This window comes from Leptolyngbya sp. PCC 6406 (genome assembly GCF_000332095.2).
Classification (GTDB): domain Bacteria; phylum Cyanobacteriota; class Cyanobacteriia; order Phormidesmidales; family Phormidesmidaceae; genus PCC-6406.
The window spans coordinates 4,714,247-4,726,722 of the sequence record NZ_KI913949.1 but is presented as its reverse complement, the minus strand read 5'-3'; the positions used below and the strand labels follow the sequence as shown (position 1 = coordinate 4,726,722).

At 56.1% G+C, this 12,476-nt stretch carries 11 protein-coding genes; 6 read left to right on the top strand and 5 right to left on the bottom strand.

The features are described from left to right. Positions 1-349: 349 nt before the first annotated feature. A complete protein-coding gene (locus tag LEP6406_RS0221115) occupies positions 350-2,572 on the top strand; it encodes a PhoX family protein (protein ID WP_008317464.1) in 2,223 nt (740 codons plus the stop codon). Between the two features lie 346 nt (positions 2,573-2,918). Here LEP6406_RS0221115 and LEP6406_RS0221110 read toward each other — a convergent pair whose 3' ends face one another. The 3 genes from LEP6406_RS0221110 to LEP6406_RS33085 all read right to left on the bottom strand — a co-directional run bounded on the left by LEP6406_RS0221110 (position 2,919) and on the right by LEP6406_RS33085 (position 6,234). Beyond that, positions 2,919-4,745 (bottom strand): ABC transporter ATP-binding protein, encoded by a 1,827-nt coding sequence (locus tag LEP6406_RS0221110; RefSeq protein WP_008317463.1) that lies wholly within the window; start codon positions 4,743-4,745, stop codon positions 2,919-2,921. A gap of 225 nt (positions 4,746-4,970) precedes the next feature. After that, positions 4,971-5,453 (bottom strand): hypothetical protein, encoded by a 483-nt coding sequence (locus LEP6406_RS0221105; protein WP_225886595.1) that lies wholly within the window; start codon positions 5,451-5,453, stop codon positions 4,971-4,973. Further along, complete coding sequence (locus LEP6406_RS33085; RefSeq protein ID WP_008317460.1) at positions 5,431-6,234, bottom strand: hypothetical protein; 804 nt, start codon at positions 6,232-6,234, stop codon at positions 5,431-5,433. The genes LEP6406_RS0221105 and LEP6406_RS33085 overlap by 23 nt, the downstream gene beginning before the upstream one ends. 888 nt (positions 6,235-7,122) lie before the next feature. Between LEP6406_RS33085 and LEP6406_RS0221095 the strand changes: the two genes are divergently transcribed. Continuing rightward, positions 7,123-7,497, top strand: a complete 375-nt coding sequence (locus LEP6406_RS0221095; RefSeq protein ID WP_008317459.1) for a hypothetical protein — start codon at positions 7,123-7,125, stop codon at positions 7,495-7,497. Here LEP6406_RS0221095 and LEP6406_RS0221090 read toward each other — a convergent pair. Next, positions 7,460-8,569 carry a saccharopine dehydrogenase family protein gene (locus LEP6406_RS0221090; RefSeq protein WP_008317457.1) on the bottom strand — a complete coding sequence of 370 codons (1,110 nt, stop codon included), beginning with the start codon at positions 8,567-8,569 and terminating at the stop codon, positions 7,460-7,462. The two genes, LEP6406_RS0221095 and LEP6406_RS0221090, sit on opposite strands and share 38 nt — an antisense overlap. A 301-nt stretch (positions 8,570-8,870) precedes the next feature. Here LEP6406_RS0221090 and LEP6406_RS0221085 point away from each other — a divergent pair, with 301 nt between their 5' ends. Continuing rightward, positions 8,871-9,875 (top strand): WG repeat-containing protein, encoded by a 1,005-nt coding sequence (locus tag LEP6406_RS0221085; RefSeq protein ID WP_008317455.1) that lies wholly within the window; start codon positions 8,871-8,873, stop codon positions 9,873-9,875. 101 nt (positions 9,876-9,976) lie between these two features. On the opposite strand, the gene LEP6406_RS0221080 is transcribed toward LEP6406_RS0221085, so the two are convergent. Beyond that, complete coding sequence (locus tag LEP6406_RS0221080) at positions 9,977-10,195, bottom strand: hypothetical protein (protein WP_008317453.1); 219 nt, start codon at positions 10,193-10,195, stop codon at positions 9,977-9,979. Positions 10,196-10,566: 371 nt separating this feature from the next. Between LEP6406_RS0221080 and LEP6406_RS0221075 the strand changes: the two genes are divergently transcribed. The 3 genes from LEP6406_RS0221075 (at position 10,567) to LEP6406_RS0221065 (ending at position 12,430) form a co-directional block, all read left to right on the top strand. Beyond that, positions 10,567-11,079: a hypothetical protein gene (locus tag LEP6406_RS0221075; protein WP_008317451.1), complete on the top strand. Its 513-nt coding sequence runs from the start codon at positions 10,567-10,569 to the stop codon at positions 11,077-11,079. Positions 11,080-11,096: 17 nt separating this feature from the next. Further along, entirely contained in the window at positions 11,097-11,231 is a 135-nt protein-coding gene (locus LEP6406_RS31570) for a Lin0512 family protein (RefSeq protein WP_008317450.1), read from the top strand. Positions 11,232-11,587: 356 nt separating this feature from the next. Beyond that, positions 11,588-12,430, top strand: a complete 843-nt coding sequence (locus tag LEP6406_RS0221065; RefSeq protein WP_008317446.1) for an NF038130 family PEP-CTERM protein — start codon at positions 11,588-11,590, stop codon at positions 12,428-12,430. Positions 12,431-12,476 lie beyond the last annotated feature (46 nt).

Here is a 12,476-nt window from a genome sequence, read left to right as displayed (position 1 = left end):
CATTTGAAGGGTTTAGGCTGCTACCTTAAATCCTTGTTGGGCGAAGGCAAGCAAAAAGATTGGCGCTCTATTATCGCCTTTGCATTATTGCGATTATTCGCAATAAACAGCCCAGGTAGCAGTGAAAATGGTCCATCTTGTCAATGTATATCCAAACTGTCTAGCGATTTTTGCACCTGTTCAAATCCGAACTCATTGATTGCGCTACTGGGGTTTCTAGGGGTTAATCTTACGGACCAAAAAATAGCGAATTTAACTCGAAGTTCAAGGATAATCTTTCATTAATCCTTCCATAATCTGGGCCTTCTAGACTTAGCTGTGATGTTCGATATTTAGAGCTAATCTTGTTATGGCCCAGAGAAACCAGGGTTGGGGTCAATCTGTGAACCCCGACGACGCGATTCACAATACCTCTGCAAACGACTCCTTTGAGAATGTTTTAGCCCGTGCCCGTGTCGGTCGCCGGGGATTTCTGAAGGGCAGTTCGTCTCTGGCTGCCGCCTCGATGCTGGGCATGGGGCTAGCTTTCCTTACCGATGCAGTCAACCAAGATGGTCAAGTTGCTAAAGCAGCCACAGGACCCAGGCTAGGCTTTAACCCTGTTGCCAAGAGTATCGCCGATACTCTCATCGTCCCCGAGGGCTACACCGCCACTGTTCTCCTTGCTACGGGCGATCCGATCAAGAGTAACGTCACGCCCTACAAAAATGACGGGACTGACAACGACTTCGAGGTTCGGGCAGGTGATCACCACGATGCCATGTACTACTTTGGTCTCAACCGGGCTGGGAATGGCTGGGATCCGCAGGGCTCTGATCGTGCTTTGCTCTGTATCAACCACGAAGTATGTGAAGACCTCGGCTTTATCCATCCGAACGGTCCCACGGACTACGGCCCCGAAAGCACCACCCCTCGCCCACCCCTCGAAATTGATAAAGAGGTGGCAGCCCATGGGGTGACGGTGGTGGAAGTCGAGAGACAGGGGTCTACCTACCAGTTAAACCGCGATTCTCGTTACAACCGCCGCATCACAGCAACGACCCTATTTGAAATCACCGGGCCTGCTCGCCGTAGCCCCATGCTGGCAACGGCGTTCTCCCCCACGGGTGAGCAGACACGCGGCACCCTAAACAACTGTGCCAATGGCTATACCCCTTGGGGCACCTACCTCACCTGTGAAGAAAACTGGGCCGGGTATTTCCATCGTCGTGAAGAAGATAGCGCCCGCACGGCCAAGGAATTGGCTTCTTTCAAGCGCTATGGTATCGGCAATGCCACATCGGGCCGCTACAACTGGTCGCGAGCCGGAGCCCCCGACAACACTGACCTGTATCGCCGCTGGGATACGAGCAAGACGGGTGCCAGGGCTGACCAAGATTTTCGCAACGTCGCCAACACCTTCGGTTGGGTGGTAGAGATGGATCCCTTCAATCTCAATGCCACCCCTAAGAAGCGAACCACCATGGGTCGATTTGCCCACGAGGGAGCTTGGCCAGCGACAGCGGTTGCGGGTCAACCCCTGGTGTTTTATTCGGGGGACGATGCCCGCAATGAATATGTCTATAAGTTTGTGTCTGCTCTGGTCTGGGATCCTCGGGATGCCACGGGCGGCTTAGCAGCGGGGGATAAGTACCTGGATGCAGGCACCCTGTACGCAGCGAAGTTTAACGATAACGGTACGGGGGAATGGCTGCCCTTGACCCTGAGCAATCCCAACATTGCTAACTATGCGGATTACGACTTTGCCGATGAGGCGGATATCTTGATCAACGCCCGTATTGCTGCTGATGCGGCGGGGGCAACGAAGATGGATCGCCCTGAATGGGGTGGGGTTAATCCGGTAAATGGGGAGGTTTACCTGACGCTGACGAATAATGTCTCTAGTAGTAGTGGGCGCGGGGTGAAGACAGCGCTAGATGCCGCTAACCCCCGCTATTACGCTGATGAGAAGGGGTCCAGAATCAGCCAGGGCAATGTCAATGGTCACATCATTCGTTGGCGTGAAGCGGGCGGTTACGCTGCGGCAATGACGTTCCAGTGGGATGTATACCTGTTTGCTGCTCAGGCCGATGCTGGCTCTGATGTTAACCTGTCGGGCTTAACGGATGAGAATGATTTCTCTAGCCCCGATGGCCTCTGGTTTAGCGATGCGGTACCTGGTTTGATGTGGATTCAAACCGATGATGGAGCCTATACCGATGTCACCAACTGCATGATGTTGGCGGCGATCCCCGGTACAGTCGGGGATGGTCAAGCGAAGATGGTGACGAACAAGGCTGTGCCCAGTAATGGGGATGCCGATCAGGTGGTCAGAACCTATATGGGTCAGTCCGCCAATTCCACGGTGCTGCGTCGCTTTTTGGTAGGACCACGGGATTGCGAGATTACGGGGATCACGGAATCGCCGGATGGCAAGGTGATTTTTGTGAATGTCCAGCATCCCGGCGAAAATAGCACCTCTGCCACTGACCCGACTCAGTTCACCAGTCACTGGCCCGATGGCGGCAATGCCCGTCCTCGCTCTGCGACGGTGGTGATCACGAAGAATGATGGTGGCATCATCGGCACTTAGGAATCTGCGGGTTCATAGTGTACTCAGTGGCCAGGTTTTCTCCCGAAGGGAGACGCTGACGCGAACGACTTCGCTCAACCTTCAGTGATCGAGGGCTGAGCGGAGTCGTATGTCTTTCAGACAGGCTGCGCCAACATGTAATGGCTCCCTTCGGGAGCAAGCCCGATCGGCAGGTAGTTTATTTTCCTGCAAGTCCCTTAGGAACCCGGCTGCTTGAACATGCCATTCTTGTGGGTCAGGCATCTTGCCTGACCATGGACAGCCGGGACGGCTATCCCACGTGATTTACTCTCTATTCCTTAGACGGCGAGACAGAGGGGCATGAATCGGCGATCTGCTCCGTTCGCTACAGGTAACTGCTGGCCTGACGGCTGAACATGGTGTGGTACTGGCCCCCTTGGGTCATGAGCGTGTCGTGATCGCCGTTTTCAATGATGCGGCCCTGTTCTAGGACAATAATGCGATCGCACAATTTTGCCAGAGCAAGGCGGTGGCTCACCACCACCGCCATGCGGTCCTGCGCAATGGATCGGAAGATGCGATAGATTTCGTGCTCATTTTTGGGATCCAGAGCTGCTGTAGGTTCATCGAACACCAGCAATTCCGCCTGACCCAGACGCATCAGGGCACGGGCAATGGCCACCCGTTGCCATTGCCCACCGGAGAGGTCAATCCCATCTTCCAGTTGGCGGCCTAGGGGGGTGTCAATGCCATGGCTAAGGGAGGCGGGTAGATAGTCAATGCCCGCCTCTGTCAATACTGTCCGTAGGGCTTCATCTTCCTCCAGTTTGGGCAGGTAGCCCCAGCCCACGTTTTCCCGCAGGGTGGCGGGGAAACGGGCGTAGTCTTGCATGACGACGGCGATGCGAGATCGCAGTTGCTCCAGATCCAGAGCCTTCAAATCCTGCCCGTGCCAGGTGATTCGCCCCACCGTGGGGTCATAGAGACGACAGAGTAACTTTGCCAGAGTCGTCTTGCCCGCCCCATTTTCCCCCACCAGAGCCACCATCTCCCCTGGCTGGATGGTGATATCAATCTCCTGCAAAATAGGACGATCCTGCCCTGGATAGGCAAAAGACAGCCGCTCTAGGGTAATGCCTGCCCCTAGGACTGGAGCCGCCACTGGCCGCTGGGTACCGGGATAGAGCTGGGGAGCCAAATCCAGTAGTTGAAAAATGGGAGCCGTCGCCAGAGACACGTCATAGATATCCCCCGTGTGGGCAATCAAAACATAGAGACTGCGGCGCAGTTGCAGAATAATCCCTGTATACAGAGCCAAATCTCCTAGGGTCAGGTCGCCCCCCAGCACCGCCACCACCACATAGGCATAGGGCACCGTCACCCCCAAGCCCCCTACCAATGCCCAGAGCATCACCATCAACGCTCCGTCTCGCCGCACCCGCTCCATGCGCTCAAACATTTCTCCAAAGCGCTGCTGCCACCGCCCCAGTACTATTCCCTGAAGCGAAAACAACCGCAGTTCCTTGGCATACTGCGGGTCAGTGATCGTTTTGCTGTAGATGCCCATCTCCCGGCTAATACTGGCCTGGGTTTCCTCCACCCGCCAACTTTTGCGGTGGTGGCGCATTTCCACCACGATGGAGGGCACCGCCGAGGCCACCAGAGTCAGGGGCACCCACCAGGCAATGGAGGCCGACACCGCCACAGAGGGTACGAAGGTAAACACCCCCATAAAGGTCGCCGCCACGATGAAGGCCAGACGCTGGATGCGCCCCAAGCCTCGCTCCGCCAGCTCCAGTAGATTCAGCAACTCCGGCGTTTCAAACAGGGCAATATCGTCAAAATAAGCCACCTTTTCCAGTACCTTGCCCTGGACAAAGCCTTCGACGCGATCGCGTAGGGAGGCAAACAAACTGGTGCCCACCGCATCCACCGCATCCACCACCAAATTCAGCCCTAGAGCAATCACCACACTCCACACCAGGCGAGAATTCCCCAGAAGCGCCGCCACCGGATTCGTCATGCCCCCCTGGGCCGCCATGGCCGCCGCCTCGTCAATGACGATTTTGCCTAGAAATAAGGACACCGACGGCCCCACCCCCGTCAGCAGATTCAACAGCGCCAGTCGTCGTAGTTCCACAGGGGCCGCCTGCCCCACCATCTGCACACTGCGGCGGAGAGCCTGCCAAGGCGTGAGTTCTTTTGGAGTCATGGGTTTTGGGAATTAGGGTTCCGGGGAATAGGGTTGACCCATCCGCTATGGGACAACATGCACTCCCCAACTTCCCCTAGATACAAAAAGCCGGGTCGAAACCCCGAAAGGGCTCCAACCCGGCCCATGCTCTAGGAGCACACGCGAGTCTACAGGATGCCTAAATGGTGGCTCAGGGATGGAAGAACGCCAATGGCAAAAAGTTCAGATAAATTCAGGTTTTGTTCATTCCCCTACCGTCCGCTCCAGAATACCTACCGAAGGCTCCACCAGCGCCCAAGTGCCATCTGGCTGCCGTCGCATGGCGGCAAATTGGAGAATTGCGCCCTTGCCGATGGGGTCTCCGGCCTGGACATTGCCTAACCGGGGTCGCCGCAAACCACAGAGGCGAAACAGGTAGGCAGGAACTTCGGGGCTGGTGAAGGCTACGCAGTCGTGGTCGGTGGGCTGTACCTTGCCGTCAAAGGGTGCGTGGACGGGCTTGCCCTCCAGTTCAATAGACACATCCCCCAACCCCCCCATGACTCGATATCCCCCTACTTCGCTACCAGGTTGCAAGGCCCACTTTTGATGCAGGGCAATCTCGCGGGGCGGCACCACGGGGCCGCGACTACAGGCCGCGATCGCAGTTATCATCCCACCCATCACGCCCCCCAGCAGCAGAGGCCGGAGACGCACCCCGGCCCTAGCGCCGGAGACTGAAGTCATAGCCCGCATACTCCCCCTCCTCGTAGAGCACGATCAACCAACTTTGGGGATCAAAGGCCAGGGGATAGACTTCCCGCTCCGCCATGGCCCCAGCCCGAATTTCCGCTGCTTCCAGTAGGCAATAGGGCTCAGCAATGACTTCCCGAACTGCCTCCCGCGATGCCCGCTCGGGAATAGTCAGCAGTTGGCTCAACTCATCCCGCGATAGCACCGACTGGGATTGAACGGTTTGCTGGCAAAGATTGCTGACTTTGGGGGCTTCGGTGGACATCTGGGGAATCACCACCAGGGCAGCGAGGGCTAACATGCCGCCTCCAGCTCCTGCCAACCAGACTTTGTTGGCAGCATGTGATGGTCTTTGGCCGGTCGAAGACCATCGCGGCGGTGGCTTTCCCGGTCTAACGGGGAAACCAGAACGGGAGCCCTCCTCTGCACCATAGATATAGCTAGGGGCAGGATGCCCATGGCGATATTGGTCCTGGCGATACGGCTCCTCAGAGATCCGTCCAGGGCTAGGGAGGGGATGGTCCAGGGAACTGCCTCGCTGGCTCCCAGATTCCGTCACCCTATACTCTTGCTTGCTATAGCCCTGGTAGCCCTGGGGGCTCTGGGAGCCAGGGGCATGGGTCTCGTACCAGGCATCGCTTTGAAAACCTGGTGGTGGGGCAGCGTACCCCTGGTTTCCCGTCATCTCTGGTGCCCCTTGACAGGGGGCACCAGAGGCTGGAGGCCGATAGTAACTGCTGTACTGCTGCTGGGCTTGGTGGCGCATTCGGGACATGACAGTGCCCTCCCCAAAAAGACTCAACGATTTTGACTAGGCGATGCCCACCCCAACCCTTCAACTGGAAACAGCACCTACTGGGCAAGGATATATTCACCTTGCCTTAACTATAGTACAAACGTATTTAAGTGACAAAGATCTTGCTGGCAAAGATCCTGTAATGTGGGCTAGCCGGGACGGCTGTCCACGGTCAGGCAAGATGCTCGACCCACAAAAATTGCACAGGACAAGATCCGGGTTCCTGAGGACGTGTGGATAATTCATACCAATTCCCCGAAATAAGACTACAGATGTTACCTAGCCCCAATGGGGTGGCAAAGCCAACCCGAGTTCGACTTAAGCTTCGCTGCCCATCCGCCAGGGAATAAATTGCCCTGGCTCATAGCAGAAGTTCGTTTTAACGGACTTCTGCTATGAGCCAGCCCAGCTCCCAGTCCATTTTTAATGGCCATTAAAAATGAACTAGAGCCTGTTAGCCGGGAATTTTGAATTCCCGGCGGGGTGACAGTGCTGATACCGAATTGACGTTGTTTACACGACTTGGAAGGTTACGGAGAATCGAGCCCGTTGACCGCTGGCTGAGCGGAGTCGTAAGTCTTTCAGACAGGCTACGCCCTAGCGTTAGCCTTAGCGTAGCCATGCCGAAGGCTATTGCCCCTTGGGCTATACGCCCTGCGTCTCCCGAAGGGAGAAAGCCAGCCACACCACTTCACCTATGCAATCCCCCTAGTACCCCAGGGTGTAAATCAGTCCACTATTGCCGCGCCCTCTCAACATTTTCCGGTCCCCTCTCCCCTTGAGAGAGGGCTAGGGTGAGGGGCCGAGGTGTGCCACGATGGAACGGCCAGGGTATTTCCGCCGCAGAGTACTAGGGTTAAGCTGTGCATGAATAAGACAATCCGCAACTGGTTGCTGATCGCCTTTCTCTTGAGCTTCCTTGCTGTAGGGATTCCCTATTGGTTGATTCCATACAACCAGGTAAATCTGCCCCATGTCTTGCTTAGACCGGGACTCTTGGTCGTCGTATTTTCAGCGTTAAGCCTGCGCCTATGGCGAGTCGCCCCCTTTGGGCAGGTGGTCACCCTGATGGGGATGGCGGTGCCCTGCACCGTGTTTGTGCGGGTGGTGTGGGAAACGTGGCTCGACCCCACGTCCCATAATTTGTGGCCTTTTGAAATTATCCTGGCCCTTCTAGTAGGGGGGAGCAGCGCATTTATCGGTGCTAGTGTGGGCAGCTTGATGGCGCAGCTACGTCACTAATCACGATACCGCCCCGTTGGGCCAGGGTCCGCTGAAACTGCGCGGTGGGCCAAACCTGCTCTACGGGCCACACTCCCGGAGCCTGCAACGTTCCTGCTAGCAGGGCTTGGGCGATGCTGCCCGTGCCCCAGCCCGCTGCCTGGGCGGTGTCGGTGTGGGCAAAACTGGCTTGGTACTGGATGGGGCGATTCTGGTTGTGCCCGGTTAGGGTGACTACCATAGCAATGCCGACCCCACTCCAGCGATCACTAATCTGGGTCATGCGGTAACTGATCTGAGCCAGAAACTCCACAGTTTCAGGCCGTCGTAGCCAGTCCTTGGGCAAGGCATGGGCTGTGAGCCAAGTGAGGTGGTTGTAGATATCTGGCACTGAGCCGAATTTGGTCACGACGGTCTGCACCGGAAAGGACTCCGCCAGGGTCATGGCCTCGACGGTGTTGAACCAGTAGACACCGCAGGAGCCAATGGGGGTAGGAAAATTCACTTTCTGCCGCTGACTATAGGGCTGTACTGTACGCCAACTGCCGTCAATCCAGGCCGAAAAAGGATGTTGGAGTTCTAGAAACGTGGTCCGCAGTACCGTCACCCCGGCTCCCCCAGACCCGGCTACGCCATAGCTAAGGTGGATGGTGTCGGTGTGGTCTAGGGCTTCGATGCCCTGGCGTACCATGCTGTTAGAGATACCAGGGAACACCCCCGTACTCACCAATGCGGTGACGCCAGCGGCGGTGGCTTGCTCCTTCAGGTCTAGCGCAGCCCGGACATAGCGGGGGTTATCTGCCACATCCAGGTAGTTCACCCCTTGGGCGATGCAGGTTTCTAGGACGTGGCGATCGCGATAGCTGAAGGGTCCGGCGCAGTGAATCACTAGGTTGTGATCTGCGATCGCGGCTGCCACCGCCAAACGATCAGCCAGATCCAGAACTAAGCAGCTCCCAGATCCCAAGGACTCCCCTGGGGAGCATCGCCGCCCGGTAACTGTAATCGCCGCCGTCGTGTACTGGGCCAAATCTGCCGCCACACTGGCCCCAATCCGGCCTCGGCCCCCTAAAATCAAAACCTTTTGTGTCATTTTCCCTAACACCTCGATCCCCAGGTCACCTTATTAGAATTAAGGCCATTTCCCAACGGCACATCCCGAAACAGAACATCCGGCAACGGAATATCCCCAATATGGGGGACAGCGGTGCGGTGCCCCTTGGGCGGGAATTGCCGGATACCGATTCCTTTCTACTTTGCTACTTCGCCCTACTTCACTTTCTCCTATGGTTGCCTCTCGATGGTCCCTTTGGCCCCTAACGGGGGTAGGATTGCTACCTCTTGCTGGATCTCTGAACTGGGTGGCGGGGAACTCAGGCCAGCCAGCAGGGGTAATGATACAGTTCATAGAGCCTACCGCCCTAGATCTCTGGACCATGCCCCAGCCCCTGTTGTTTGAGACCGCCGCTGACTTTTCTGAGGGTTTTGCCGCAGTCCGCTGGAGTGCTGGCTTTGGATATATTGACCGCACGGGCAACATTGCTGTGGAGTTGGCCGACACGGTAGAGGTCGTGGGCAACTTTTCAGAAGGATTGGCGGTTGCTCAAGCGGGGGTCTATTACGGCTACATTAATGCCACCGGAGACTGGGCTATTCCTGTCCAATTTCGGCAAGCAAAAGCCTTTGCAGACGGACTGGCGGCGGTACAGGCAGAACGCCGATATGGCTATGTCAATACTCGGGGCCACTGGGAAATCGAACCCCAGTTTGATCTGGCGGGGGATTTCTCTGAGGGCTTGGCGGCGGTGAAGCAGGATGGCCTCTACGGCTATGTGAATCGGGAAGGCGCGATCGCAATTCCAGTACAATTTCGAGATGCTTGGCGCTTTGCCGACCAACGGGCGGTGATTAAGGTGGATGGCAAACGGGGCTACATTGATCCGACGGGTGCGATCTCTATTCCCCTGACCTTTGATGGAGCCTTCACCTTTGCTGAAGGGCTGGCCCGTGTACGCCAAGGCAACCAGTGGGGCTTCATTGACCCCAGTGGCACCCAGGTTATTCCGCTCCAATTTGACTACGCCTCTGATTTTTCTGAGCAGCGGGCGGTGGTATTGCAGGAGGGGAAATGGAGCTATGTAAATCCTCAAGGAGACAAGGTAATTGAGGGCCAGTTTGCCTACGCAGCAGATTTTTCTGAAGGTCTAGCGGTGGTGCAAATCGAAGGCCAGTATGGCTATGTGGATCGAGAAGGGAAAATTGCGATCGCACCCCAGTTTCAAAACGCTGGCCCCTTTTCTGAAGGCTTAGCCCGAGTCCAGGTAGACCAGCGCTGGGGCTTCATTGACCCCACCGGCCAGTTCCTCACCCAAGCCACAACCAGACAGGGCGGGGGTTGAACGCCAACCCGTCACGCCCCGCCCAATAAGACCCAAAGCACCCTACTATCCCCCAGCACTATTGGCAGGGGCGCTAGGGCGTGTGGACAATTATAGTGAGCTTACTCGGGAGTACCTTCACCTTCGGTCTCCTCGCCTTCAACCGCTTCACCTTCGGCCTCCTCGCCTTCAACCGCTTCGCCTTCAGCCGGTTCCTCTATTGCGTCCACATCAGCAGGTTCAGTGGTTTCGGTGTCACTACCGCCACAGGCGGCCAAGGTGGCTGTTAAGCCCAGCATCACCAAAAAAGCAACGGGTTTCCAAGTCATGGTCCAACGCATATTTCTATCTCCCAATTTGATTTCGTACTTTTTTGCAGCAAAAACCTTCCGGGACGAGGGATAACCCCTCCCAGCCGATTCTTGTCAGATCACTATAGAGGTAAACTTCGATCCCTGGGGCGAATCGATAATCTTTTCATAACCTTCAGGCAACCTGCTCATAATCTTTCTTATTAGGATCCAGTCCGAGCCACCTCCTAAGATTGCCCTCAGTCACCCCTGAACAGGGTCGGGCTGACCGCCCATCTGGGAGATCACGGATGGACCCAGACACGCAATAATGAACTGGGTTAGGTCGCCTTCCTGAAGCGCATTGCGGTGCTGAGGCAAGGCAGAACCTTAGCTTGCACCGAATCCCCAGGGTTAGCCCCATGAATTATCTTGTTGCCGTCCTCAGCGATCGCATCCAAGCCGAAGCCGCCTACTCCGCCCTAGAAGCAGAATCCTTTGCCATGGAGACAGTAGCAATCCTAGGCAAGGGCTACAAAAGTGCAGATGAGTATGGACTGAACGATCCCGCTGACGAAGCCTGGAAACAAGTACGGCGGATGCTGGTGTGGCTAGTGCCCTTTGGGTTTGTGGCGGGCCTAAGCTTTAATGCCATCACCGGACTAGATACCTTTCCCTGGGCAGGAACCCTTGGTAATCAGGTGATTGGAGGGCTGCTCGGGGCCGGCTCTGGTGCTATGGGAGCCTTCTTTGTGGGTGGTGGGGTTGGGCTGGCTTCCGGTAGTGGCGATGCCCTCTCCTACCGTAATCGTCTTAGTGCGGGCAAGTACTTGGTAGTGGTGCAGGGGACTGAGGCCCAGATTCGTCAGGCGACGCCGATTGTACGCCGCTTTCGCCCCGAGAACCTTCAGGGCTACCAAGCCCAGGAAACCTAGCCCAGGAAACCTAAACTATGGCCCGCCAACGCTTCATGATCGAGATGGGCATGGGGGTAGACCAGCATGGCCAAGATCCGACGGTAGCTGCTGCTCGGGCAGTGCGAAATGCGATACTGCGTCTCTACCGTGGGCGTACTGATACGACTTGACCCTTTGGGGAGGGGGGAGGGATGTATCCAAGACCTAACCCAGATCTAACAGCGTAAAAATACGACCTTAGGGTAGAGGGCAGTTGTGTAAACCTACGGATTATTTAGCGTTTTTTCTACCTATATAGAGCGCCCACCAATTTTCTTTAATAGCTTGAATAGCTAGCCTTCATAATGGCTAGCCTTTTATTAGGGCCGTATGAAAGATTTGGATTTAGCCTTGGCAGCCCTAGGGTCAGTAGCCACTATTGATACAGGCCAAGCAAGATAAACGAGTTGCGTTTTTTCTTCGCTAAGTCTGTCCTCGTGAAGGGGGACGCCGACCCTTACTAATCCGCACTCACCTCGAAACCGCTATGAAATTCGCGAACCTCGCCCTTGGCGCGTCCTTACTGACAGGTTTTTTTGCTGCCCCAGCAATGGCTGCCAGCATCACGAACCCCACCCTAGGGGGAGCCAATGATGTCATTCTCTACGATTCCGATGGCGTCTATACCTTTGCGAATCCCGGAGCTTCCCTGGATTCAATCCTAGCGGGAGATGCTGGCAGTCCTGGAGGCAATATCGAGCTCTTTGCCAGTAGCGAGAAGCCTGGGGCTAATTTTTCTACCCCCACAACCCTCAGCGGCAACTTGAATGGCACCAGCATTACCCTCAGCAGCCTCACCGCAGCTGATTGGGACGTGTTTGGGGTCGGTTGGTTCACCGAATTCTTGGATGTTGCTCTGAACAGCACAGGGAAGTTCCTAGCTGCTCAGGCTGGGTATGGAAATCTATATTCACAGTTTAAGTCTATGGGGGGACCCCAGACTTTCAGTGACCCCAATATTTCCTACGTCAATCAAGATGACACCACCGGGGAGGTCACCATTGGTTTAGCGGGGCACCTGAATGCCCATAATCGCATCAAGAACATTCTGCCCAGCAGCCTATGGAGCTTTCTTAACCCGAATATTCAGGCCAGCGAAATTGTGAAAGTGCTCTATGGGGATGAGCCTGCCCAATATCTCTGGAGCTTCAGCGCTACGGCCTCTGGTCTTGTGGAGGAAAACGACGGCGTATCCCATAACGGCAACTACGAGGTGTCTTTCCGGGGTACTCTGCCTCCCCCCGAGGCTGTTCCTGAGCCTACCGCTGTGCTCGGGCTGGTGGCTCTGGGTGGCATGTTGGTGGCCAGCAAGCGCAAGTCCGTGGCTTAGCACTAACCCTGTCTGATTTATAGCAGGAGTCACTACCGTTAGGACG